The organism is Bacillus sp. 1A, assembly GCF_052682215.1.
Map to the genome: position 1 here is coordinate 4,403,437 of NZ_JBQYLZ010000001.1, position 26,542 is coordinate 4,429,978.

Here is a 26,542-nt window from a genome sequence, read left to right on the forward strand (position 1 = left end):
GGAGGAATAAACATGTTCTATAATAATCAACCGCCTTACCCACAACAACCATTTTATCCTCAGCAACAGGAACAAAGATACACAGAACAATATGAAGAACAAGAGCAACAATATGAACAACATCCATACGCAACACCACAAAATCAAGAAGCTGAATATCAACAAAATCCATATGTAGCACCACAAAATCAAGAACAACAATTTCAGCAAAATCCATACGACACACGTCCAAATTACGAATATCCTCAAAATCCATATGCAACACCGCAAAATCAAGAACAACAATTTCAGCAAAATCCATATGTAGCACCACAAAATCAAGAACAACAATATCAACAAAATCCATACGTAAATCAGCCACAACAACCGCAATACCAACAACAAATGTACCAACCAAACTACGATGCACGTGTCTCACCGCCTAAACCACCAACAATTGATCCGACACAACCACAAATTTTACCCCCTGGACCAACATTTGATATTACACAACCGCAAATCTTACCGCCTGGACCAATTACAGAACCAACACAACAACAAATTCAACAAGTTGTCGGTACACAGTTTTTACCTTTAAAGAAACCTGTACTAGATTTCGTAAAACCTTGGGTAGATTACGGTTTAAATGAAGCAAAACATACATCACACAAACACGCTTTAACAGAAGTTGCTGCGATTATGTTTTTAGTTGGGAAAGGATTCAACCCTACGATTGCACATTATATTGTGGAATCTTGGGAGAAGAATGAGCAGTTTTAGGATTGTTTATTTGATATAATATAAAAAACACAAAAGTGCCAAAACCCTTATACCACAAGGGTTTTGGCACTTTTGTATATCTAGAACAAATTTTATTAAAATAATTATTTTTATAGATTTTCATACTTTTTTATATAGTACGTGAACAAAATGTGAGCAAAATGTGCGCAAATATATGAATCACATTTTGCTGTTGGTGCACCGGTTATTTAAACCAATTCTCAATTATGAAATTCATATGAGAAACCAACACTTTTTCCTATTGGCACTCGGACAGTTTCTTGATAGTAAGCCACGTCCAGACATTATTGTTAACGGGCTTGATATACTGGAACATTATCCCTTATGTTATTTCAAATATAATTTGGTCATAATTAAAATAAAAAGAGGACGTATATACGCCTTCTTTTTTATGGAAAACACTAAAAATCTAGAGTTCTTTATATACATTTAAGAAAACTGAATATTCTGTATATATTATATCAAGTTCTTAAAATTTTATATATCTAAAGGCGTGTTAAAATAAATGGAAATAATAAACATTGTAACTCTAAGGGGAGGTTGTTGTATGGAGGTTCAGGCACAAACAAATGAACAAATCATGCAAACGCTGAATGAATGGTACATTGAAATTCGCGCTAGACATGTAAGAAATGCACATCTATTAAAAACTGAAATTGATAAAAAAATAAAAATTATGGAAGAAAATCAAAACTTACTTTTATACTACTCTCTATTAGATTTTCGTCATCAATATTTAGTTGATAGTTTAAGTATTGGAAAAGATAGTTTCAACAAAATCGAATCTTTTAATATTCCAACAGATGATTTTCTTATATACTACTATTACTTTTTTAAGGCGATGCATTCGACGATAGTCGGAAATTACAACTTAGCTAAAATTTACTATGATAAGGCTGAAATAAAACTAAGAGAAATACCAGATCAGTTAGAGCATGCAGAGTTTTATTTCAAACTCGCTACATTTAACTGTCACCATCAGCAGTATATACCTGCATTTCAACAAGTGTCCAAAGCAGAAGAAATCTTCTCTAAATATAACGGATACGAAATAAATATAGGATATTGCAATAACGTATCTGGTCTTATCTGTACACATTTAAATGAATTTGAAACAGCTGAGGAATTTTTTATGTCTGCAATGAATATTTTCCAAAAACAAAAAGAAGAACAGGCTATCTTATATGTGCGTCACAATTTAGGGTTTATGTACGCAAACCAAAAACTATCAGACTTAGCTATTCGTCACCTTTCAGAAGTCATTAAAGAATTACCGAATGATTATAAGGCTATATTGATTGCAGCATGTGAACATGAAAAAATTGGGGAAAAAGAAAAAGCATTAGAGTTGTTTGAGAAAGGCTTGAAAATTAGTACAGATTTAAAAAATGAAGAATATGAACATCACTTTAAAATTTCACAAGCAATAGCAAAAGATGTATGTGCGGAAGAATTAGAAAAAATTGTATTAGCAGGTAATGTATATTTTGAACGAGAAAATATATATGAGTATGTAAAGGAATATAATGAAAAATTAGCACTAAAATTCTATCGTGAAAATGATCATGTAAAGTCAAGTGAGTATTTTTATTTATGTTCTACAATGAACAAAAAAATTATTTAGGGGGCACTAAAATGAAAAAAACAATTCTTTATTCATTAGGAATATTAACTGCTTTTACCTTAATCTTAGGAAATGCAAACACCCCAAAAGAAACACAAGTATCCTCTGAAGAAGTTGTACAATACTCGCACGGTCACACAGGTGGTTAATTTAATTAGTTTAAAATAAATACAAAAAAGGGCCTACTCATGATAGAGTAGGCCCTCCTTTACTTCACATACACATAGGCTTCATTTGCAGTTATATAGTATGTTGTGCCTTTACTGTTGTGCACTTTGTATTGTGGTGAACCATTAACAGATACTTTAGCATCAATAGTAAATCCAAGCCCTTCATCTACCGTTCCTGCTACATCTTTATCAGACCAAGAAGCAGAATCATAGAAGCGAAGGTTGTCCACTTTAGAAACAACACGTTTTCCTACTTCAGAACTTGTAGCAGAAGTTTGTTCTCCTTGATATTTAATGTAGGATGGATTGTTATAAATCCATTGATTACCACCAAGATTTAACCAATCACCTTGTTTTCCCCATACTTGATAGGATTCATCTTTACTTAATTGACGGATAATACCGTAATTTGTTGATGGCCCACTTCTAAGGTTTACATTATATCCATCGATATAAGCTACTCCTGTTGCTCCTACAATGTTTTGAATAGGTTCCTGTGGTTTTGGTTTAACTGTAACTGTTGCGCCCTCATACGCCTTTTGTACGTCTGCTCTGAATTGTGATTCTGATACACCGTGACTACGTAGATAATCAAGCGGATCTTCGTGGTCGGTGCCACCTAATTTATAAGTAATATCTTTGTGTGTCCATAATCCTTTGCTTGGGTGAATTCCTCTATCTTTTAAAATCTTAGCTAATAGTTTTACATAACGTTCGTAAGAAGATTTAAACTTAGCTGGATTACTAGTTTCGGAAAGTTCTACGTGAACAAATCTTTTATTTGCAGCTGGTCCAGCACCGTAAGCAATATATTTTGTATCGGCAATTTGGATTGTTTCATCCCAATCTACTGCATAATGAACGAATGCAGAACGCCATGTACGAGATTCGTAACGCTGAATATTAATTGCTGGTGCTTCTGGTGTTGCTGTACTATGTGCTACAACGCCCTCATAAGCGCCCACACCGTAGCGATATGCTTGTTTCGGCAAGTCTTGGATAATTAGTACTCTATCGGCAAAAGAAGCCGTAGCGAACGAAAATAAGAGCAATAGAGTCATAAATAATGAACTAAATAGTTTAATTGGTTTTTTCATTGTGTATTTCCCCCTTTTTGGCCAAACAAAAAGAGCACCGTCTTTTGACAATGCTCTCCTTATGTAAGGCGTGTATTTTTATTGTTTGTTCTGTTTTTCTTTTCTTGCATCAGATCTTTGGATTTTTGCTTGGATTTCGGATGCTACACTTTCTAATAACCATGCTGGAATCCATTTTTCCCAGCCAATTCGTGCACAGTTTGCAGCGAAACTATTAAAAATGTGATAACTCAATCCGCCTACTACCATGAAGAAAAAGAAGTCAGGTAGTTTAAGAGCGATATCAAATAAATGTGCAAGAGCCGGCAATGATAAAAGCACCACGGTTCTCGTGATGCCCTCAATTCCGTATTGTGATGAGTATGTTCCATCTAGCTTTGAAGCTTTACTACCAGTAATCCAGTCGAGCATGATAATCCAGCAGTAAATAGCTATCCAAATTAAATTTGCTTTGCCATATAGTAAATTAATTATTGTTCCTAATCCACCACCTATAACACCACCTACTTTAAATTGAGTACTTGTAATGATATCGATTATATTCAATGCCTTGATAAGTTCTTGAATTCGTTCCAAGTTCTCACCTCCTTTCAAATTTTGGCCAAAATAAAAAAGCCTGCTGCAGCACGCTCAATTTCGATAAAGTTATATGTTCATTTTCTTCCACGCGTATTCTAGTGGTTCAGTACGTGGTGGTTTCATTACTGCTTTTTCAGTAGTGTTGCTTTCGTTTCGGGAGAAATCTAACATAACCCCTTTTCGTATAGCAGTTGCTCTAACTCCTGTAATATACATGTTACTGATTTCTAATTTTGAACCTTTGTGTGTTTGCATATTTCGTTTTGCGGTTTGATATAGGGTTTTCGGTTGAAATATAATGCCCTTTATCGTCATAAAATCACCAGCCTTATTCTATTCGTAACGCAACTTGTGGATCACTAAATGAACCCCATACACCAGAGTAGTAAGTGTTAAATATTTTATACTTTTGTACTTCTTCACCTTGAGAAATTTCAACGATGTCGCCAGTTACATAATTTGAACCTCTATATATGTAAAAACCATCAAACTTTGCTCTTAATCCATCCGTGCTATCCCCCATGTAAAGAGGTGTAAATATCATATTACCTTCCGGAGTTGGAGATTTTAAAAATACTTTCTCCCAAAAGAAAGTATTAACAATCGCATTCGTACCATTTCCATAAAAATTAAATCTGGATCTATCTGTTGTTAATGCATTATTGTTACTCCAATTAGAACCAGCACTTACCATTACACTAAATGGTGATGAACCATAAAGTTGTGAAAATGTTTCTTGCTGGTAGCATTCACTTGGAAGGCCGAAAAATCCTATTACTGTTTTCTTTTTTCGATCTGGATAGTTATCATCATTTTCATAAACACAATAAATAACAGTGTCTTTATCAACATATAAGTATAAATCTACCATCAGTATGGAATAGGTTAAATGGTTTACTGAGTTTGAACCACTAGATTTCCCTTGATGAAAAGCTAGGGGATAAACACCAGTACTTCCTCCTTTTCCTATACCCTTTACTTCATCGTAGCTATTAATCAATCTGAAGCTAGCATCTGTCATATACTTATTGGGTGTTCTTATATCATAACCATTATAAGAGTTAGTGTTTAATAAAATTTCATTTGAGGCATTTGTATCAAATGGACGTAATTCTATGTAATTATGTTTGGTACCATCGTTACCGCTTGAGTACATGACGTAAATTTTATCTTTTGATGGCGCATCAGCATTTAATTGCTGCCATCCAGCTTTTTGCATTTCATCGATAATCTTCATAAAGACTTCTCTGCGCTCTAGTCTGTGTAACTTACAAATTTTATTTGTCATTTTACATGTTCCTCCTTAACTTAAACGTATTGCTTTCATGGATACATTAAAAGTAGAGGTTGCTACACCCCTGTTTTCTATATAAAGATGTACCTTGTTTGTATGATCTTTATCCTCACAAGGAATGGATAAAATATCGTACGTTCTTTTTTCTGATAAGCTTTTATAAATTTGATTCCCGTTCTCTTTTTGGTCGTACATAACTAGCATTGCTTCAACATTCGAATCATTTGTAACTTGAATCGTACGAATATCGTATTTATTACAACCTACATCCAGTGGAGTATATAGAGTTTTTCCTGGTTCAATTGTAATTTGTACATTTCTCTCAATAAGGATTGATGGTGTAATCTCACTTTCAGATGTATATCTATATAATTTCATTACAGTTCCCATATTGTATTCACCTCAATTATGTTTTAGATGAATATTAAAATAAATTGGTTCGAATGCTAGGAAATTTGTGTCCTTCACAACTTTTACCCAAAAATCACGCGTATCTTGTGCAGCAACTGAATCAATCTGTATTTCATTCGAATAGTTAGTACCATCTAAGGAAATGAGCGCCCAGGTATAACCGACTTTCTCCATGTACTGCTCTATGGATAGTTTTATATTTGTAGCAGCGCCAATGTTATCATTTACGATAGTCATTTTTACAATCTGCTCATTATTCAACATGTAACCTAAATTCGTTGGATCCGTTGTATTTAATTCTTCGCTATTCATTTTGATTTGTAGGGATGAACCCATACAATACATATCTCCACCATAGAAGGTAGCTTGTTTCTTTGCTAGGAGTTCGTTTTCCTCATCATATATTTCTATGATTCCCTCAAACTCTAAGGAAGGAAGTAGAATATCAATGCCTGTATGAGCTGCAGCTACGATATTAGTAGAAAGAGTATTATCTGCAGTATCTTTTAATACAACCTTATAATTTTCATATAGTTGGCGCAGACGTAACATATTGCTTGTTGTCATAATAATTTTATTGATGTCTAGCGGTACAAATCCCTCTGAAGTTCCTCTTTTTAGAACAACACCAATTCTTTTTGCTGCTAACGAATCGTTATCCGCATAATCAAAAAATGTATCTGTCTTTGTGTGAAAATCCCATTGATCTTCCTTACATATTGCCATCCACTCTTTATTGCTTTGTGAACTATTAGCGGAATAGGATTCAAGAAACTCCACTTTATTCTTCTCGTTTTGATAGATTAGTAAGCCACCTGCATCTCCTTCTTTTGTAGGAGCATAATCCGCAATAACTTGGATTGCAAAGTTACTTTGTGGTTTATCGATTAAAAGCATAACGTCTTTATCTGCCGAATGATTCATACGTAAGAATCCTTTTTTGCTAGCAATATTAAATACATTTGATGGTGACATAAGCCAATTTGGATTTATGGAATCAAAATCATCTACAAATATTTTTCCGCTTTCTTTTTCGTATAAGGATACTTTTGTTTTTTTATTTAAGTCTTCTGAAATCAATTCACCGTTCTGAATATCGACAGCATCTAAATGCCATGCATCTGTACTAATAGTGACAGTATGAACTCCAGTTGGGAGATTTAATTTCTCAAACTGAATACATTGGTACAATAATGTAGTTTGATACATTTGAAAAGTTCCTGCTTGTACACCATCTATAGTAACTTGAGTCAGTTTATCTTTAAAATCTACATTGTTTGAATTAACCCCTATTAATCTTAAACCAGTACCTGTAAACGTAAACTGAACCAGATGGGCTCCAGGCTTGTCATAAGGTCTGAGGTGAGCGGATCTATTGTAATACATATCCAACTCGTTTTGATACGCCATCCAATAATCGCCTATATACTTAATGTTTTTATCTGTATCATCAAACCGATTCCAACCTGGTTCGGGTTCTTTTAAAACATCCCCCACTTTAGTGCTAAAATCTGCGTAATCAATAGCACTTATCATTGTATTATTGTCGCTATCAAGAGAGCCAGCGGCGAAACCATAAGCAATAACCTCTACTTTATGAGTCCCCCTAGGTAAGTCTAATTTCTCAAAACAAACCCTAAATTTTGAACCGGCAACACGTATTACAGAACCGTTCATCCATATTCCATTATCTATTCTTACCATAATATTACGACGATTTGTGTTGTAATACTTTTGCAGTATTCGAAAAGAAGTCCCAGTGAATTCGAAAGAAAATATATCATCATCAGAACCTCTAATAGATGAGACATTATACCAAGAACTTTCTTCATTGGGTTTTGCATCGTCACCTATATATTGCCAGCTTGCATAAAAATTATTATTTCCTACGCGGATATTTTTAAAAAAGGTACCAACATTAGATTTATTGCAAAACTTGCGCGTCCATCCTAATTCTGGACTAGGTAAACTATTACCTAATTGGGGTGTTGCCATTCTATCACCTTCACTTTATCTCGTTTTCTTCCAGTTTGAATTTGTCCACCAAGATTGACGGCTATGACGTAGCCATAACTTCGGATCATCATTCTCTTTTTCGATAACTATTAATTCATCTGGTTTTTCTGTATCAAGTACTCTCGCCAGTTTGAATTGTTCAGTATCCGCTATAATTGATTCTCGTTCTGGTTTGCGTTCAAATCGCTCATATTCCTCTGTAATGCTCTCTAATTCACATTCCCTATCAAATGTATCCACTTCGTTAGTCACAACTTCTACAACATCCTGTCGCTCTAATAATTCATATTCACTAACGGTTGCATATTGTTCAGATTCTCTTGCTGCATCTACAGTTTCAATTACATTTGTATCTGTTATAACATCCCTATCTGCTAGTGTTATTTCAGAAATAATTCCACCATAAAATTCACGTATACCGTTAAAGGACTTTTGCTCTGTAATAAGAGCTTGTTGTGTATTTTGTCTATAAGAAGCGTCTAAATCGATACATTGTGCATCTAAGGTAACTGGAACGATGTCAGAAGCTACTTCTTGGGTTGCTATAGTGAGAATTTCTTTTTCTATTTTTTCCGATACAACTGTTTGATCTATTTGCATTTGCATTACTTGTGATAATTTAGAAGCATCTTCAAAGAACGTAATGCGTGTTTCTAGTTCCTTGTGAATACGGCCGAATAAATCAAATTCAGGAAGGTATACAGGAATCCCCATACCTTCAAATAAATCAAATTCTTCTATGGAAGCTGGTAATTCTTTTATTGTTTTATTAGCCATAAAATCATGGTCTTCTATAGTAGTGAGAATATCTTGTGTTTTTAATTCGGATAAAATGCTTTCAGCTACATCTACAAGTACTGGTGAACCTTCCTTATCCGCACTAACTAATTCAAATACATCCGCTTGTGATTCATTTAATAAGCGATCAGCACCGTCTATATGTGCAATATTTGCAGTTAATTCGGTTAAACGTATAAATTCCTCTTTGCTGCTTTCTATTACTTCAAATGTATTTTGTATTTTTAGTGCAGTGGTACTTGCAGCGATATCTTCAACCGATAAAATACGCGAAGTAATTTCGCTTTCTTGTGAATTTGTAACTTCTACAGTAAATACACTTTCTTTCTTTACAGATACCTGTGTATCGTGAAGAATAGTTTCAAGTTCTTTTACGATTAGCTCGGAATTATGAATATGTACGATATCAGCATACTGATCATTTATTCTTTCAAATGTATAAGGTTCGCTGCTTTCTGTAGCAAATACATCTACATGCTTATTTGAATCATTTATCATAATAGAATCTGCATAAAGTTCCTTCATCCGAATAGAAGAGTCAAAATCTATACGAGTAGCATCTATAACAGGCTCTCTTTCTGCGGCTGTTAAATCATCACTCGGAAGTAGATCGGTATTTTCTATTATTGTCTTACGTTCAAAATCATGTTGTATTTCAATGTTGGTTACCAATTCTCTTTGAATCCTAGCGAACAAGTCATAATCCGGAAGATAAACAGGAGTGCCCATACCTTCGAATAAATCGAATTCTTCTAAAGAAGCCTGTAATTCATGTTCCGTTGTAAATGTTGCGTCATCATCTGGCAAACGGGTTTCTATTTCTTTTCGTGTTGTTTCACCACAAACTTCTGTGTTAATTAATGCATCGATAGTTGGAGAAACGATATTTGATAAAGTGCCCTCGTTATATACACCTTGCATTTCCCTGGTTACAATTGAACTTACATCTTCATAAAATTCTTCGCCATATAGCACACGAGCGACTTTTACCCATTCTGGTAATTCATCGACGCCAGCCGATACGAATTCACGTAATTTATTTTTTAATATATCTTGCTCTATGATTCGAGCTGCTTCGTATTCTCTGGTTATAAGTTGTGATTCATTTGCATGATGTACAACCGCGTTGCTTTCATTTGGTCTTTCGCTCTCTACCCCTTCGATATGGTCTATATTAAAAATTCGTTCATGTTGTATGGATTCATCCGCAGAAATAAGTTGCACTGGCACACTATCAATACGTTGGGAATGCTGCGTTTCTAAATTGGCCACATCAATAATTCGGTTTAATTCAAAATCAGTTGTGTCCGAAATAGAAGCATCAATTTCGTTTTGTCTGATCGCTTCCTCAATGACGCTGGATAAGATCCCCTTAGCTCGTACTTTCGTCGCAGTGACTATTGCATTATCTTCTCTAACCGCTTTATGTCTTGCATAAGGAGCGATACAAATTGGATACTCAACATCATTCTTGTTTTCCGTATTTGCCGGAGTAATAGAAAAAGAATAGGTTCTCTGATTTCTATTAGGTCCAGAACCAATTGTGACAACATGACTTTTTTCTTTGGTACATATAGAAGGGGAAGCAATAGAATAAACTTTTTCACTCATTCTTCTGCTACCCCCTTATCTTTAGATATCTTCTTTGTAGATCGCTAAGCCAATTGGATTGAAAGGCGTTGCTTTTGCTTGCGTCATAGGCGAAACGGGTGTTGTTGGTAATGTATAGCGGTATAATTGTGCCATTTCATAATAAGCTATAATTTCAGCATCATTTACCGGTGGTTCATTAAATGTAATGGTTTTATCATCGGGATTGTACACATATTCTCCCTTTGGTACCTCTATACAAGATCGCAATATCTTCAAGGTATCGCCTTTAGGTTTGTGTTCTAAGTGAAACACCTTACGCGCCCCGTTACCTTTTCCTAAAACTTCATTAGAAACTGTTTTTTCAATTTCTAATTCATCAGCCTGCTGGATGTTTTTTGGATGGACCGCATAAACATCATCTAATTTACCCACATACCCATCATTAGGATGAACAATATATACTTGAGACAAATGGTATTTACCACTATACACAGACGGATTAAAGCGTCCCTGGCTATTATCAACATCCATATTATGAGTAATGAAAGAAAGATAATGATGTTGGTACATGGAACCTGTATAAGATTGTGCCAATTGTATCGTTTCATTACCGTTACTTGTGCTTTCTCCATAATCTATCGTTGCATTTCCGACTTTTTTATTTGCAGAATATACAAATTGATCACCTGAACGACAACCTGCTGCGATTATCATATTTCTTCGTGGTGCATTATCAAATGTGTACATTCGGCCAATATAAACAGGGACGAATAAAGCACGAACAGGAGCAGGTGTTGGATCTACACGCATAAACATGGCTATACGATCTCTATTGGCATTGCCATACATATACACGACAGAATCTCGTTTCCAATCCCGTGTAAACCGTTTTTCTGGTGTGAAACTAATCGGTGTATACGGTGAAGGGTTGGCGAAATTTAACGCTGAATACACCGAATTCATAATGCCTAACATATCTTCTGTATCAAAAGATTTAGTTGTTGTTATTGTATCTATGGTTCCATCTGCGTTAGGTTCAACTGTATAGAAGCCAGCCATTTTAATATTATCCGTACTTGCGGGTGCCTTTTTAAACACAACTTTTGATTCAGTAAATGTGTATTCTTCTGGTGAGATAATGACATCATTTTTATAAAAAATGGTGCGTGACTCATCGAAATTAGGGAATGGATATTGGAACTCTGTTTTTGTTCCATTCCCATTCCCTAAATTACTTGCTTGATCTGATAATTTCATTTCTTTTTCAATAAAGTATTGGCTGTAAGTGAAGAAAATCATATCGTTTGAAGGCTCATAAGCATCACCAGCCAGTTTACATTCGTATGTAATTTTATCGTTCTTCGCTGGTGCATCAGTAAACTTAATTTCTCCAGTACGACCATTCACTGTGTAACCTTTTTTATCTTTTACGATACTATTTATATAAACAATAAGAGAGCTTTCTGTGACTGGAAATACAGGCATTTGAAATTCTTTCTTTGTGCCGTCACCTATACCTAATTTACCTAATGGAGAATCCGCTGTAATGTATCTATTATCGGTAAAATCTGATAGATTCGTATCGTACGCAGTTGCTACACCTAGTTTTCTACGTTCTCCATCACTTCCGGCTGCTTCAAATAAACGAACATCGATAAACTTACTAATTCCACTACGAATCCTAAAAAATAGTTTTCTACTCCATCCATTAGTGGTAAACATTTTTTCTAAGTCATTTGGTAATGTTTGCAAATACGTTATTTTATCAAACCACATTTATATTCATCCGCCTTTATCTTGTTTTTTCGTAAATTCCTAATCCAGCTGGTCGATAAGCAGTAGCAGGTAACTTTGTAATTGGTGAAATTGCATCGACCGTAAAGAAACGATAAATGTCATGGGTATCTGGACAAGTATTTTGTCTTACTTTCAATTTATCTCCATTTAATAAACCTAAAGGTGATAGTAGAACGATATAAGGCATATAACCGCGTACACCTTCTTCTGGATGAACAATATACGCTCGTGACGTATGTACTTTGTTGCTGTAAACAGAAGGGTTAAATTGATATTTGTATTCATCATTCTCATGATTCTGCCATGCGTTCGGATACTGGCCACCGGTTGTACTTTTTCTATCTGGTGGCATCATGTTAGGTGGAACATTCCACGCTAGATAATGAGCTTGGTACCTTGCTCCGAAACGTGATCGCTTGATTATGATGTTATCAATACCGTTACCTGGGTTTTTAGGATACGATTTTGTTCTCGGCATATATTTTTTTACATCCCTAAATGGAGTTTTATTTTCAAAGTCATATTTATGTGAAGACACTTCTGAACCTTCATCGTAAGCGGTGCCTGCCCATAGAGCGTCGGCAATTGTGTCATCAGCTGCATAACTTTCTAATTTTCCCATATAAACAGGAATTACAGGAACAGAGTTATTATCGAAAGCAGGCGTTCTATCAGCTTGTATTAGAAGAACCACACGAGATTTATCTACTTGTCCCGTAATACGAACCATTGAATCTGGCCACCAATTTGAATCGGCATCTATATTTATTAGTTTAGGGTTTCTAAATGAGCACTTTACCCAAGGGGACATCATCAATTGAGGTTGATCTGTATATTCGTAGGAATATGTGTAATAAACTTCCCCACTTTCAGGATTTACGTTTCTATTTGAAGTAACCTTTACTTCAGCTAATTCCACGTCCATAATAGATTGAAATTCCACACCGTCTTGAGCACCCATTTGAATCATGCTATTGTCTTGATAATTTGGAACATGTTCTATCATGTATAGATACATACAAGAACGATCTTTATATCTTGGATTATCTTCTACATAAGATTGGAATTCTGCTTTTCCTTCATCTGTAGATAAATCACTATTTAGTTTTGTTTTAGTCTCCCAAGCCCAAGTTTGAACGATTCCGTACATGCCACCATCTGAATTTTGTAAGATAACATGTTTTGCACACCAATATTTATACAGTTTAGTAATGTTATCTTTGCTTCCTTGCTCTTTTACTTTATGAATGTATTTATAAAAGTTTTTGACTTTCTTCCAACCGTTTTCAGTCATTAAATTGATGAGTGAATTTTGAAAATCTGCTTCTGTAACTATTTTTTCAACGTATGCCATCTATTTCACGCTCCTAATCTCTTAATAGTTGGTAATTCAGCCATATAGTTTTTTTATCTGCGGATGCATTGTGGTATTCGAACTTTACTTGAGCGTTAGCAGGTATAGGTTTAACAACGGAGAAATTAAATCCCTCCGGCACATCTTTTACATAAACTTCTTTAAATACTTGCTGGCCATTAATAAATAAATTCCAATAGTCTCTATCACTGTAATGAGATGCAGCAACAGAGAAGGCAATCATTTCTGTATGAAACGGTAATGAAAACTTATCTACATGGATTTCATCGTAAATACCAATTCTCCGTCCCTGGATAAATGGTTCTGTCTTTGTAGGGAAGTAAGGCGCGTCAAATCGCCCACCAGCCATATAATTAACTGCAAAGCTCATAAAATATTCTCCTTTATCTTAAAAAGTGAAGTTCAAACCATACCGTTTTATCCAGAATTCCTTGATTATGGAATCGGAATGTAATTGTACTTCCTGCTTTTACAGATTTGTAAACCATAAAGTGCATACCTTCGGGAATACGCTTCGTATAGATATCTTGGCAAACAGTTTGTCCATTCACGATTAAGTCCCATTTATCATCTAATTCGTACATGGAGGAACTAACACTAATTGCGTAAATCTCCATATCTGCAGGTAATATATATTTCACTTCATCCGTTTTATATGACGTGGAATCCATAATAAATCCAGGTACGAATGGTTCCGTTTTTGTTGGATGAAAAGGTGGATTTAATCGCCCACCAGCTAAATAGGTTGTTTCAAACAAGAGCATTCACCCTTTTCCATGTATTAAAAAATTCCCGTGCATCATTAAGACACATCGGGAATTGCTAAATCAGATAGCATACCGTTACCTTTATTAAGAAGTCGCGGCTGCACACGCTCTAATTGTTTTTGTGCATTATATATTAATTGTGTTTCCATCATCTTTCCTGTTATCTTGTGGGATAAAATAACCTTATCTAACATACCGTTGTCGTTAAAAACTAAATCGTAATAAAGATATTTATCTCCATCAACTGCAGATAAACGAGCACCATCACGAATGAGGGTATAGCCCTCTGTCATACCTTCTTTAAATACGTTATTCGGGTCATCCCCAGGCATTGGTTTTCCACCGCTGTAAAATTCTCTATCAATTAATCCTTTCATCAAATACATAATCGGATCATATAAGTTCTTTTGCATTATCATCATATCACCCCTAATTTACCCTTGTGACAGACCATGTTTTTGCAGGACGTTGAATATAATATCCATCTGGACCTATGTTTTTTCTATCAAACGTTAAATCTGGAATATCACCATAATCAAATAGAATATTATTCTGTGTATCTAACACTTGCATTCGTCCTGTAAGCCACCTTAAAGGATTTCGTACAGCTTCAAATACAACTACATTTACCCCGTATTCGAGCGGGATATCAACATATGTAGGGTTGTTTCGGATAAGGTAATTTTCTTCTATTAACCTATCATTGGCGTAAATATTTATTACGTCACCATCTTCATAATCATAATCCCAAAGTTTTAACCGTAAGGTATCTACGTTTACTGTGATTCCGCTTATGTCTGTATAAGGCGTAGGTTCGTATCCATAGTTAACTGTTAAATCTAAAGTTTGATAGAAACCATCATCTGCTGAAATCATAGTATTAATACCTTTCACGAAATAATTCCATTGTTGGCCAGAATCTCGGTTGTAAACAGAAATTACATCAAACAATTGAATCCTTGGATCACCAACTACTGCTACCGTTAATGTCCTAAACTTCTGGATTGCTTTTAAATGATAAGCTGCTGCTACTGCTCTTCTTGCGAAAAATGTTGTCGCCCAAGGGACTTCTATCATTTCTTCTCGCAAATCACCCTGCGATACATTTTTTAAAAGGAATGAATTAAGAAATCCGTTTGCGTAGTCTCCACATTTAACAACAATGCTATTACTTATATCCTGGTCTGTTAGCTGCATATCTAGTGATATAAGGTTTTCTCCTTCTGTAAAATTAAATTTCGAAGGTTCATTGATAGCATAATCCGGCATCTTCATAAACGTGCAGCTTCCATCCGGTTCGTGCTTTATGTAATGGAATGTTGTATCTATAATATCGCGAACAATTTCATCCCATTTTTGAAACCTCTTACCAGTCGCACCTTCAACAAGCCAACTCTGATTGGTACCAGGTATATTTACAGGACTACCATGTAAGAAAACCCCTGCCTTTTGAAAGAAAAATTTCACAACATTATATACATTTCCAGTTGGCGCAACGATTTCATCTGATCCAGGTGTTGGTATTACTGATTTTTGTAGAAGTTTCTTATAAGATGTTGTACAAGTGACTGAAATAGTACCATTTTCGGCATTTACCTTCACATCAGATACAAAACCATGTATATAAGGTAAAACCTCTTCTCCGTAACCAATAGCCACCTTAAATTCAGTCTGCGGATATAGTTGATTTGTATTTGTTACCTCACTGTTATAAAACCATTCTTGCATTGAAGAAAACTTACCAAACCAGTTATCAGGAGCCATTTGGCCGTGTTCATTAGCAAAGGTAATAGTAAATGTACTTGCGAACTGATCCCCGTTCTCCTGCACTTCTAATCCCGTTACATGATGTTGTACTTGTACGTAAGAAGAAGATTCTCTTTTTTTCATATGAACAACAAGGGTAGGAGCATTATTTGCTACTTGAAAATGATCTCCTAGTGCCCTAATCAAATTTATACTGCTATCCCTCATGTGCCATCGACTCCAATCCCTGCTCGTGATGGTGATATTAATTTACATTTAGACATAATCAATGTCCCATCTCTTAGCGTGTCGACCTCATTTGGTGGGATAATACCACCATAAACTCCATAGTCTCCCTTAATTATGAAAGGATTGTATAGATGTGACATGAAATCCTTCCAATTTTTTATATTGGAAAATAATAATGTGAACTCTACTTCACATCCCTTACTTCCGGTACTTTGCCATCTTGGAGAACCTTGTATGACGTTAAATGTCTTCAATGCGTCTAAATTTTTAGGGAACTTAGTCTGCTCTATCATATCTAAAGTTTTCATTTCTAAATATGGATTGTAATAGGCGTCTCTCATCCTACAACTATCTCCGTTACCGAATCCTTCGAGTTGGAATGTTATTCTTTGCGGACCTTCATCAACAAAAATTGTATGAGATCTCCATGCATAAGCACCCCTTGCTCTGAACCTTTCTATACCATTAACCTTCACAACGAAATATTTATAAGGTAAATCTCCGTTGCTATTGATTGGTACATTTGTAGTAAAAGAAAATGTATATGTACCAGGGGTTCCAAAATCGATAACAAAAGAGAGGGAGTCTTTCAACTCCCTCTCTTCGAGAAATAACCAACCATTCCCGACTTCTCTATATAACCGTTTTAATACACTCATACGTTCCTCACCGCCATTCCCATTAGATCATCAGCAACTACGTTTTGTAGTAACTTTCTCATTTTTACAAAATCGTCTGCAGACTGTAGTTTCTCAACAACCACTTTGAATTCAGCTTTTTGAATCGTAACGCCTTTATCTGTTTTCTTCTCAACATGGGTTTGGCCAGCGAATGGATGTGCAGTTTTACCGATTAGATCCGCAGAACGTGCTCCCATTTGTCCGATTTGAGTAGATACATCCGTTACTAGTTTCATTGGTTTAGGTGGAACAACGGCTTTATTTAGTAGTTCAGAGGCTTTATCTACTGCAGGAATCATTTGTTCCATCCCCACACCAAGACCCTCTGTAATATAACCCCCGTATTCCATCATTAACCTGGAGGGGCTTCGAATACCAAAGAACTTCAATACAGCTTTAGGTATACCTGAAACTACGCCTTTAGCTTTTTTTATAAGCCAACCAGCCATTCCAGCCATCCCTTCACCGATTCCGGCAATGATATCTTTTCCCCAGCTAACAGCATCCTTTGCTACATTTTTTACAATAGATCCTACTTTGCTAAATACTTTTGTTACGGTATCAACTATTCCGGTAAAGGCACTGGTCATTGCCTTTTTAATTGCAGAAAAACTTGATACTATAAAATCTTTGCAAGCGCCAATCACCGAAAAGATGGTGTTTTTTATTTTGTTGAAATTATCGACTATGAAATTAACAAAAATCCGCACTGCAGAGAGTATCGTATTTTTTATAAATCCAAATGATTGGTATATAAAATTTTTGACAGTAGTTAAAATTGTAACTATCGTATTTTTTATAAAATTGAAGCTTGTAACTACAAGATTTTTTATAAAATTTAGCACTGTAAAGAATATATTTTTTATGATTGCTAGCGTTGTAGAGATTACATTTTTTATAAAATTCATAGATACAGAGATAATGTTCTGTATCAAAGTAAAGGAAGCGCGAATAAACGATTTCAAGAAATTTAAAATTGAAACGAATATCGTTTTTATTAAATTCCACCCAACTCTAAAAATCGTTTGCCATGCTTTTATATAAAAAGATATTACGTTTTTTATAAATTCTAAGGCAAATTTAACAACGCTTTTTAAAATGTTTAAAGCAGCATTAAAAATGAATTTTATAGCATTCCATCCAATTTCAAATGCTTTTTTCCAAAAATTTATATAGAACTTTATAACCGTGAGATAAGCGCGCCAGGCTGTTTCGAGTATTTTTCCTATAAATGATACAGAGGCATGGAAGACTTTTTTCGTTCCCTCCCAAAATCCAGAAAAGAACTTAGATAAACCAGACCAAGCTGATTTCGCACCTTTTACGGTTGCATCCCATCCCTTAGAACATGCGTCACCTATCCATTTAACGGCTTGCTTCGTATATTTAACAACAGAACCCCAATTTTTGTAAATTAAATAAACTAATCCAACAATAGCAAGTATGGCAATTGTCCAGGGATTCATGAGTAATGTCATTGCAGATCTTCCAAGTATAGCGAGCGCTCTACCTATTGCACCAAACATACCAATAAGTTTAGGCCCTACTTTTAAAAGTCCTGCAAATGCAGTGCTACCTAAGAAAGCTACTGCTCTTCCTATCATAGCGAACATACTTATTAATCTTGGCCCGATTTTTAATATACCTGTAAACAGCAGAGGAACCTTTGTTAATACTGGTACAAGAAATCTAAACGATCCGACGAATGCACCAACTCCACTTGTCATAAAGCCCATCATGGCGACTAATGGCCCTAATACTGCAACCATACCTAAAATTGCTACGATACCAATTTGGATTGGTTTTGGAATAGAACTAAACGCCTTTGCAGCTACTTCTACAGCTTTGATAATGGGAGGAAGAGCAACTTCTGCAATATCAAGAATTGCTTGGCCTAGCGGTTCCAAGGATGCCATTGTAGTACGAGTGAGTTTTTGCCAGCGAACACCAAATGCTTCTTGCTGTGTCTTCTGCATTTTCTTCATACTACCGTCAACATCGCGTAATGCACCATCGGCATTAGTAAGCCCTAATACAGCTTCAGCTCCCATGTCTTCCCATTTAGTACCGAATACAGCAACACCAAGCTGATTAGCTTTGACTTTATCGTCCATTTTGCCTAAATCGCCAAGTACGGCGTTAAATACATCTGCGGCAGTTCCTTTACCTTTATTAAAATTGTCCCAAACCTTTTGAGTTTCTGGACTCATTTCTGCAAAGGCTTCTGTGACACCTTTTGATCCATCTTGTACACGAATACCGAATTCTTTTACAAGGTCGTTTACGTAATCGAGATTGTATGAACCATCTTGCGTTCCATTTGCCATAATGGTAAACATCTCTTCTGCAGAAAATCCTGCTTGTTTAAATAAAGGCGCGTATTCGGAAATGTTATCGAACATTTCATTTGAGAAGTTTAAGCCTGCTTGTCCACCAGATGCTAAAAGGTCAAATGTCTCTTGTGCATCTAACCCGAACTGATTCATAAGTTGTCCGGCCCCTCGAGTAACCTCATTAACGTCAGTGTCGAAAGTTTTTGCAAGAGTCATAGCACTTTGCGTAGCGCCCTGCATTTCATCGAAAGAAAGATTCTTCATGTTTTGACTCACTTGTATTACAGCTTCATCAACTTCTTGAATACTTTCTCCAAATCCATCTTTCCATGTCTCTTTTGCAACATTACCAAGCTCTTTTGTAGCTTCTTTTGATAAACCAAGTGTAGATTCTAGTTTTCTATTAGAAGCATCAAAGTCAGAAGCTACTTTAACAGCTGCAGCACCAATACCAGCTAAAGGTAGTGAAACACCAGCAGTCATATTTGCGCCTGTTTCTTGCATTTTACTACCTACATGGCTAATTGATTCTCCTACTTTTTGGAACTTATCATGCATTCCGTTTGCAGTCTTTTGTACTCGATCTTCAAATTGTTTTAAATCTTTATAAGCGCCGTCTGCTTTAATACCGATCGTGCCGAACAGTTGGAACATTTCAGCTAACATTTACGCACCCCCTTTTCTGCTGGGGCCGATAACCATTTTATTCTTCATCGTCGTCTTCCTGGAATTGAGCCATAATTTGCTCAACATGTGCTTCACATTCTTCTTTGCTCCATACTTCACCCATTTCATAAGATGATTCCTTATCATCCTGGTTATCAGCTAGTCCAAAGGCTTTTAGATAATCATCGAAAGTAGTACCCTCTTCAAGTTGACGAGTTTGAAAACCAATGAACGCCATCTTCTTCCACTCGTTTAATTCTTCTTGCTGCTCTTCTCGTGCAATTAAAGAAAATAGGTCCATTAAACGCGAATACGGTATAGATAAGACGTATTCATCTGTCCATCCATACCGCTTTTGGATTTTATCGAAAGCACGTAACATGTTTTGTTCGGCTTCCTCTAAATATTCATCTGAATTTTCGTTTAAGCTAGGTTCGGAGCCGCTGCTGGAATCACTGCTGATTTGCTCCATTTCTCGCTCTGAACTTTCACTAGTCCCTTGACCTGGTTGAAAAAAGTCATTAAGTCTTCACTCTCTAATAAGCCCTGTATAACAGCAACCATTGCTTCTGGAGGGAATTTACGAAACTCATCTGCCTTTACTTTCAATAAACTAGCAAAGAACTCTGTAAAATCATCCTCACAAGCAGGAATCATTGTTAAAACACGGAAAGCGAATTCTAATCCTTTTTGCTGCTGCTTCTCTTTAAGTGCAGCTAATTGCGCTTGCTTTTCTTCTTCCGGAAGAGATTCAGCTACTTTAGTTAGTTCATCCATTTCTTGCTTATCCTTACCGAAATCAGCAAAATTAGCCATTGCGCTGCGTCCAACCTTCGAAATAATTTTAGCGAATCGCCAAACATCCGTTACATTTAATCGTCGCATTGTCACTTTTACACCTGAAATTGTAATTTCTGTACCGGTATTCATCATTTTTTCTAAAATAGAAGTCATTTTGTTCTCTCCTTTTAGCTTTTAGCTCGTTTTATGTAATAGAAAACCGACTACCATTTATGCGGTAGCCGGCGCTTTAAGTGCTGCTGTTTTCTTTTTCTTTGGTAAATAGATTGAATATGGTGGTGTAGTTGGTGCAGATTCACTGTAATGACCAATAAATTTACACTTTAAACCAACCGTTCCTTTACCATCTTTCAAATCAACTTCGATTGATGAAACAACTAATGCATTACGAACTACGAAAATAATAGGTAACTCACTTCCCGAAACCATACCGATTAATGCAATATCATGGTAACTTGAATCCGGAATTTCATTTGAAGGTGTTAAAACATCATAACCCTCTTCTGTTGTGCTATCTACCGTCATACCAGGTAGAGCCAACTGTAGATTTTCTTTTGTAAATTCAACTAATGTAACCTCAATGTGCGGAACATCTTTTAAAATCCATTTACCACGTACTAATTGCCCAAGGACACCATCAATATCTGCATCATAATACTCACGATCAAAACCTACTTTAGTACCACCTGTAGTAGCTCCAATCATTTCGCCTAATTTTTTTACACTTTCAAAATCTTTGTACATGACACCAGGTCCGATAACAAAATTATCAGTTGTACCTTCCCGAACGCCATTAATTAATTTCCAGCCCATTTGTTCTACCTCCTAATACAAGTCCGTTCGAATCGTTCGGACAAGAAATTTTGCATTTATATGAATGATAGATGGGTCTTCATCCGGTACTGGCAGTTTACCTGCACGATGTATAGAAAGTATCCCATCATCTTTTAAACCAACTTCTCTATCTAGTAACTTTTCAATACGTGTAGCAATTAACTTCGCCTTATCATAATCCCCGTTACCACAATACACATCGAAATTCAGAATCATACGATCTATAATTTCAACATCATCCGGATTATCTGCTTCAATCCTCATAATTGCATATGGCATTTCCATGTCATCCTGTGCAGTTTGGAATGTAAGAGCAGGGCCTTTGTCTTCACCTTCACCATATTCCGATAGATTAGCCTTTATTATTTCATCGCTCTCTACAAGCGTTCTAATAGCTGCAATAGCATTAGTCATACAATTACCCTCCCATTTGCCTTTTCAGTTCTCTACGCTCTTTCTCAAACGTTTTTACCAGGAATGGACGGGCTTCTATATTACTCGTACCAGTTTCAAGCCATATTGCTTTTTTTAAGTCACTTCCTACTGCACCCAACACCTCTGATTGCGACCTTTTTATGTTGTACTTAATAGAGTTTAATAAATCACCAGTACGAACAGCAGGAGCTTCACCTGGTTTGGATGCGGTATATTTACGGCTTGTATGTGGTATTTTGTATTGCTTACCACTACGACTACCTGTAAGAGTTTTTTTGACTTGATTTTGCAAATGGATTGTAGCACCAGTTACTTTTTCAACGCACATATTATTAATTTGTGTTTTTACTCGCTCCATATTGCTTGAAAACTCAACTTCTACTGAATTAGACATATAGAATCACACCTTTTCACAATAAATCTCAATGTGATGATTCATAAACGCAGGATTACGTGGTTCTCCTTTTACTTCAAATGTATAATCAACGCCTAAATCATCATCTTTGAAATATATAAGATCATTCGGCTTAATTTTGTAAGAAGCAGGTGCATATATCTTAAAGGTTGTATCGAAATTTTGTTTATCACGTTTAAATCTCTCATTATCAGTAGCAGAATTAGTAGTTACACGACAAATCATATTCTCGTAAACATCCTCTGACACTTCTGCATAGTTACCAGAGGATTGTTTCTTTCTCTCTTTTCGTTTTACAACTACTTCATGAATATATAAATCATCCATATCACCATCGTCAAAGTACATACTCATGTGGCCATCACTGGCTTAACTCTTGCCCTAAACGCTTTTAAACCATTAAGTATCTTATTATTTGTAGCAGGTTCATCTAACGCTTCTGGGCTAATCTGGTACGAATAATCCCCTATACTTTCGGATGTCTTCATACCTTTCCGTTGTAATTTAGCACGACCTACTGCAGAAATAACCAAATCAATAATACATTTCCTCATAAGTACCTGTAGATCATCGTAATCTTGTATCTTATATTCAAATTCATATAATTGATTTTCGGATAAACCATAAACAATACGGCCATTTACAGTAATAGAATCGGTCATATCTTGTTTCGAACTAACGTGAGTTACTTTTGCTATAGATTCAGCAGGAAAAGAAAGCCAAGCTAGTTTACTAGTATGAATAATTTCTTTCATTGGGTTCTCCGGCTTTACTCTTAAATACTTTTTAGTAATAACCGTATAGTAATCTATCAGTTCTTGAATAACTGTATCAGGCATTTTCTGCACATTTACGCGGTCTTTAATGTCCTGCATGGTAATATCCATTATGTTTCTTTCTCCTTCTTATCGACTTCTTTTACAAGCTCAAAATGTCCAGTACTTACAAGGTAATCAGCCTTATCATTTGCAACAGTTTCTTCTTGGCCATTCTTAAACTTTTGTCCATAAGCGGTATAAGTGCCACCGTATCGTAGCGTAACTACTTTCATAATTAACACTCCTTTCTCGAATGTAAACTATTACATGAAAGTTTACATTCGAATTATTGATTTTATTGGTTCCATCTCGTTTTCCATCAAAAACAAGAAAATAATAAAAAAGTATACATTCAAAACCCTGATAACAAAGGTTTTATTCCCATAAAAAATACGCCTGGATATTAAGCTCCAAACGTATCCGGAATATTTGTTAGGATTGCTACTGCATCCATTTCTTGAATTACTGCATCATCGTCAAAATGAATTACATAGAATCGTTTATCTTCCATTACTGCTGATTTACCTTCTGTTGTTTTACGAATGCGAGTTTCATATGTGTTAACAGCAATAAAGTTACGTGGATCTGCAAGAATAATAATGTCATCTGATAAAGAAGGAACTGTAACAATTCCGTATCCCATTGGTTTATTAACTTGGTCTCCTGCTCCTAGTAATGCAGCATCACCTGCGCCTGTAGGACGGTTTGTTAAATATTCAATCCATTTCTCTCTACGATTTGGTGACATAATCCAACGTAGATTACTATTTTTATATTTATTTGGCATTACACCAGATAAAGCAAAGATTGAACCTTTACCAAATCCATTAGCTTTTGCTTCTTCTCCTGTACCAGTTACTAGTTTAGCGTGGTCAATAATATGCGATTCTTTTGATTTTAGAATCTTCTTCAACCAACCATCGTTAATTGATAAAAATAGATCAGATGACTCAACATCACCATTCCAGTGTAAATCCTCTAAATCAATACCTGTTTGACTTGACATAAGTGTCATTACAGTATCTTCAAAGCCTTCACCTTCAATATTTTCACGCAGCGTTTCTTCTGTAATTTCCCAAGGTAGACGAAGTGCTTTTGTATTGTATGGAATAGTTGATGTAGTAACACCTGCACGGTAATCCTCATCTTTATTCTCTGTTTTCTTACGTAGAATGCGGCCGCCAATACCAACTTTATCAAGTACACCTTGTTTTGCTTTACGCATTTCTTTTCGATGTAATTGAGAGAATGGTGTTGCGTCAAAAGCCATTCTAAAGAATTCTTTACTTTGCTCCGGATTTAATAAACCAGAAGAAACTGATCCTGTAGTAATTGTCTTTTCAATTTTAGATAGACGATTTAATAATTGCTGATTGTTGTATGTTGTTCCCATATTAATATTTCCTCCTTATATTACAGGTTTACGCCTGCCCATTTAGATTTTTTAATTGGTTGTTGTCCTGGCGTGTATTTTTCGTCTGGATCTAAACTTTTACGAATAGAAGCAGCATTTTCGATATTCTCAAGACGTTCAACAAATGGCTCTAGTGCTTTATTGATAACTGCTGCAACTTTCTCTTCCGCTGTTTGCTCTTCTGGTGTCGGTTCTACTTCTTCACCATTTACCTGCTTTTCAATCTTCTCTAACTTAGTAGCTAGTGGCTCTACTGCTTGTTTAACAATCTCTGCAATATCTTCTGCTTTCATTTCTTCTTCCTCCTCTGGTGAAGCAGCTTCTTTTATTTCACTAATTAAAGCTAATGCTTCATCTAATTTTGCATGATTCTTTTGGGATAAAACTTTACCGGCTTTTTTAATACTTTCTAATACAATGTTTTCTGCTTGTACACTATCTTCTGATTTCGCAATGGTATAACCACCTTTAATAGAAGAAAGGATTTCCTTCATATCATCAAGAGCAGCTGTCATTCGGTCGATATCGGGATTGTTCTCCCAAATTTCCCAATAGAACACATCTTCGAACAAATTAAAAACAGCACGTAAATCACGATTCTGCCTTTCATCTACAAAACGATCTTTAACTTCGCCCTTTTTAATCTCGTGTTTCTCACCTTTGAAGAAACCGACCATTTTACGAATAATGCCTTTCTCTTCATGAGTAAGATCCTCTGCTTTTGCGATTTCTACACGTTCACCAAATCCACCCATAGAAAAACCAGTAACTTCGCCCTTTTTAATTTCTTCCCATGTGTCTACATCATCGACACGTACAGTCATAAGCCATGTTCCAGCTTTTACTTCTTGTTCGCCTACTGTCATATCACTTTTAGCAATCCAGTTTTCAACAACTGTCCCTTTACCAGCAATTTCATCATGTTGTTTGTCAATGTGTTGGTAATTTTCCATAAAGGTATATGCAGCCTTTTCAATTTCTTCTGTAGTCATTGTATCCCCGTGTGTATCTTCTACATCTGGTTCATATACCACACCTGTAACAAGCTGCTTATCTTCCTCTGTTTTAAGGATTGGAACCTGCTTTGATATATTTGGTTGTTTGGCAGTTGCGCTCTTCATAATGGCAAATTGACGACCGTTAGCGCCCTTTGTAACCAATGAAACATAACTAATATTGGCGTTTTTTAGTTCGTAACCCATCATTTTACCTCCTTCCCTATAAATATTGGGGTTCCACTGTCAAAACGCATAGCAGCCAATTTAAAGCTGCTATGCGTTTTGACGATGAAACCCCAATCAAATAGGTGTATTTTATTACTCTTCTGAAATCATAGTGCAGCGACAATGAGGATGAGCTGGTGGACACATCTTTCCATTACTAAATAGATCATCAATATCTACCGTTTCACCATGTAAACCGCCACATTCTTTACAAACACGCTCATCGTTTCCTGTAAGCCATGTTTTCTTACTTCTATTTGCGCCCTTATAAGCGATTAAATTGCCGTAATTCATTGCATATGTTGTTTCTGTACGTGCAATCATCATCGCTCTGTAGTTGCTTGCTTCTGACATTACATCTGCAATAGAAACACTTAATGCATCGACACCCGTTCCTTCACGAAGATTCTTTAACATTGTTTCTCTTAATCTATCTTTAGTGGTTTCATGGATTCCTTTTGCTAATTCAAATGCATAAGCAGCAACCCATTTTGCAGCAACGTCACCAATTGGATCTAATACCATCCAGGTTAAACCGTTTGATGCAATAGTACTCTGTACAAATTCTGTTACATCATCCTGTAGCGTAGCAGTGACTTCATCGACAAACATTTGTCGTTCCTCATC

General features: G+C 35.8%; 29 protein-coding genes. 3 read left to right on the forward strand and 26 right to left on the reverse strand.

The features are described from left to right. Positions 1–12 precede the first annotated feature (12 nt). From ACUN0F_RS22505 to ACUN0F_RS22515, 3 genes are all read left to right on the forward strand, one after another. On the forward strand, positions 13–759 hold the full coding sequence (locus ACUN0F_RS22505; RefSeq protein ID WP_283791055.1) for a hypothetical protein: 747 nt from the start codon (positions 13–15) through the stop codon (positions 757–759). A 568-nt stretch (positions 760–1,327) separates the two neighbouring features. Next, complete coding sequence (locus ACUN0F_RS22510) at positions 1,328–2,404, forward strand: response regulator aspartate phosphatase (RefSeq protein ID WP_445540180.1); 1,077 nt, start codon at positions 1,328–1,330, stop codon at positions 2,402–2,404. Positions 2,405–2,415: 11 nt separating this feature from the next. Then, entirely contained in the window at positions 2,416–2,553 is a 138-nt protein-coding gene (locus ACUN0F_RS22515; RefSeq protein WP_170879373.1) for a hypothetical protein, read from the forward strand. A 59-nt stretch (positions 2,554–2,612) separates the two neighbouring features. Here ACUN0F_RS22515 and ACUN0F_RS22520 read toward each other — a convergent pair whose 3' ends face one another. The 26 genes from ACUN0F_RS22520 to ACUN0F_RS22645 all read right to left on the reverse strand — a co-directional run bounded on the left by ACUN0F_RS22520 (position 2,613) and on the right by ACUN0F_RS22645 (position 26,527). After that, entirely contained in the window at positions 2,613–3,671 is a 1,059-nt protein-coding gene (locus ACUN0F_RS22520; RefSeq protein ID WP_445540181.1) for an N-acetylmuramoyl-L-alanine amidase, read from the reverse strand. A 78-nt stretch (positions 3,672–3,749) separates the two neighbouring features. Next, positions 3,750–4,247, reverse strand: a complete 498-nt coding sequence (locus ACUN0F_RS22525) for a phage holin family protein (RefSeq protein WP_445540182.1) — start codon at positions 4,245–4,247, stop codon at positions 3,750–3,752. Between the two features lie 69 nt (positions 4,248–4,316). Further along, positions 4,317–4,565 carry a hypothetical protein gene (locus ACUN0F_RS22530; protein ID WP_327988834.1) on the reverse strand — a complete coding sequence of 83 codons (249 nt, stop codon included), beginning with the start codon at positions 4,563–4,565 and terminating at the stop codon, positions 4,317–4,319. Positions 4,566–4,578: 13 nt separating this feature from the next. Next, positions 4,579–5,538, reverse strand: coding sequence for a hypothetical protein (locus tag ACUN0F_RS22535; protein ID WP_445540183.1), 960 nt, complete (start codon positions 5,536–5,538; stop codon positions 4,579–4,581). Between the two features lie 15 nt (positions 5,539–5,553). After that, positions 5,554–5,934, reverse strand: coding sequence for a hypothetical protein (locus ACUN0F_RS22540; protein ID WP_445540184.1), 381 nt, complete (start codon positions 5,932–5,934; stop codon positions 5,554–5,556). Positions 5,935–5,946: 12 nt separating this feature from the next. Further along, complete coding sequence (locus ACUN0F_RS22545; RefSeq protein WP_445540185.1) at positions 5,947–7,950, reverse strand: hypothetical protein; 2,004 nt, start codon at positions 7,948–7,950, stop codon at positions 5,947–5,949. Positions 7,951–7,965: 15 nt separating this feature from the next. Further along, on the reverse strand, positions 7,966–10,380 hold the full coding sequence (locus tag ACUN0F_RS22550) for a hypothetical protein (RefSeq protein WP_445540186.1): 2,415 nt from the start codon (positions 10,378–10,380) through the stop codon (positions 7,966–7,968). A gap of 21 nt (positions 10,381–10,401) precedes the next feature. Beyond that, entirely contained in the window at positions 10,402–12,138 is a 1,737-nt protein-coding gene (locus ACUN0F_RS22555) for a hypothetical protein (protein ID WP_445540187.1), read from the reverse strand. 16 nt (positions 12,139–12,154) lie between these two features. Beyond that, positions 12,155–13,513, reverse strand: a complete 1,359-nt coding sequence (locus ACUN0F_RS22560; protein WP_445540188.1) for a hypothetical protein — start codon at positions 13,511–13,513, stop codon at positions 12,155–12,157. A gap of 13 nt (positions 13,514–13,526) precedes the next feature. Next, positions 13,527–13,904, reverse strand: coding sequence for a Low copy number virion structural protein (locus ACUN0F_RS22565; protein ID WP_445540189.1), 378 nt, complete (start codon positions 13,902–13,904; stop codon positions 13,527–13,529). A gap of 13 nt (positions 13,905–13,917) precedes the next feature. Then, positions 13,918–14,292 (reverse strand): Low copy number virion structural protein, encoded by a 375-nt coding sequence (locus tag ACUN0F_RS22570; protein ID WP_445540190.1) that lies wholly within the window; start codon positions 14,290–14,292, stop codon positions 13,918–13,920. Between the two features lie 44 nt (positions 14,293–14,336). Next, on the reverse strand, positions 14,337–14,720 hold the full coding sequence (locus ACUN0F_RS22575) for a hypothetical protein (RefSeq protein WP_098296362.1): 384 nt from the start codon (positions 14,718–14,720) through the stop codon (positions 14,337–14,339). Positions 14,721–14,730: 10 nt separating this feature from the next. Next, entirely contained in the window at positions 14,731–16,275 is a 1,545-nt protein-coding gene (locus tag ACUN0F_RS22580; protein ID WP_445540191.1) for a hypothetical protein, read from the reverse strand. Beyond that, positions 16,272–16,955 (reverse strand): hypothetical protein, encoded by a 684-nt coding sequence (locus ACUN0F_RS22585; RefSeq protein WP_445540192.1) that lies wholly within the window; start codon positions 16,953–16,955, stop codon positions 16,272–16,274. Before ACUN0F_RS22585 ends, ACUN0F_RS22580 begins: the two co-directional genes overlap by 4 nt. Further along, a complete protein-coding gene (locus ACUN0F_RS22590) occupies positions 16,952–19,975 on the reverse strand; it encodes a phage tail tape measure protein (protein WP_445540193.1) in 3,024 nt (1,007 codons plus the stop codon). Before ACUN0F_RS22590 ends, ACUN0F_RS22585 begins: the two co-directional genes overlap by 4 nt. Before the next feature lie 37 nt (positions 19,976–20,012). Further along, the gene (locus ACUN0F_RS22595; RefSeq protein ID WP_445540194.1) at positions 20,013–20,447 is read right to left on the reverse strand and encodes a hypothetical protein; all 435 of its coding nucleotides are present in this window, start codon (positions 20,445–20,447) and stop codon (positions 20,013–20,015) included. Next, a complete protein-coding gene (locus ACUN0F_RS22600) occupies positions 20,399–20,929 on the reverse strand; it encodes a hypothetical protein (RefSeq protein WP_445540195.1) in 531 nt (176 codons plus the stop codon). The genes ACUN0F_RS22595 and ACUN0F_RS22600 overlap by 49 nt, the downstream gene beginning before the upstream one ends. A gap of 57 nt (positions 20,930–20,986) precedes the next feature. Further along, positions 20,987–21,589 carry a hypothetical protein gene (locus ACUN0F_RS22605; RefSeq protein WP_445540196.1) on the reverse strand — a complete coding sequence of 201 codons (603 nt, stop codon included), beginning with the start codon at positions 21,587–21,589 and terminating at the stop codon, positions 20,987–20,989. Positions 21,590–21,601: 12 nt separating this feature from the next. Then, positions 21,602–22,024, reverse strand: a complete 423-nt coding sequence (locus ACUN0F_RS22610; RefSeq protein ID WP_445540197.1) for a hypothetical protein — start codon at positions 22,022–22,024, stop codon at positions 21,602–21,604. A gap of 4 nt (positions 22,025–22,028) precedes the next feature. Further along, a complete protein-coding gene (locus tag ACUN0F_RS22615; RefSeq protein WP_445540198.1) occupies positions 22,029–22,439 on the reverse strand; it encodes an HK97 gp10 family phage protein in 411 nt (136 codons plus the stop codon). A gap of 6 nt (positions 22,440–22,445) precedes the next feature. Continuing rightward, positions 22,446–22,814, reverse strand: coding sequence for a hypothetical protein (locus tag ACUN0F_RS22620; protein WP_327987829.1), 369 nt, complete (start codon positions 22,812–22,814; stop codon positions 22,446–22,448). Further along, positions 22,811–23,347, reverse strand: a complete 537-nt coding sequence (locus ACUN0F_RS22625; protein ID WP_445540199.1) for a hypothetical protein — start codon at positions 23,345–23,347, stop codon at positions 22,811–22,813. The genes ACUN0F_RS22620 and ACUN0F_RS22625 overlap by 4 nt, the downstream gene beginning before the upstream one ends. After that, positions 23,347–23,511 carry a YqbF domain-containing protein gene (locus ACUN0F_RS22630; RefSeq protein WP_000869887.1) on the reverse strand — a complete coding sequence of 55 codons (165 nt, stop codon included), beginning with the start codon at positions 23,509–23,511 and terminating at the stop codon, positions 23,347–23,349. Before ACUN0F_RS22630 ends, ACUN0F_RS22625 begins: the two co-directional genes overlap by 1 nt. Positions 23,512–23,681: 170 nt before the next feature. Beyond that, on the reverse strand, positions 23,682–24,671 hold the full coding sequence (locus tag ACUN0F_RS22635) for a major capsid protein (protein ID WP_445540200.1): 990 nt from the start codon (positions 24,669–24,671) through the stop codon (positions 23,682–23,684). 20 nt (positions 24,672–24,691) lie between these two features. After that, the gene (locus tag ACUN0F_RS22640) at positions 24,692–25,894 is read right to left on the reverse strand and encodes an XkdF-like putative serine protease domain-containing protein (RefSeq protein WP_445540201.1); all 1,203 of its coding nucleotides are present in this window, start codon (positions 25,892–25,894) and stop codon (positions 24,692–24,694) included. A 114-nt stretch (positions 25,895–26,008) separates the two neighbouring features. Continuing rightward, positions 26,009–26,527 (reverse strand): phage head morphogenesis protein, encoded by a 519-nt coding sequence (locus ACUN0F_RS22645; protein ID WP_131933067.1) that lies wholly within the window; start codon positions 26,525–26,527, stop codon positions 26,009–26,011. Positions 26,528–26,542 lie beyond the last annotated feature (15 nt).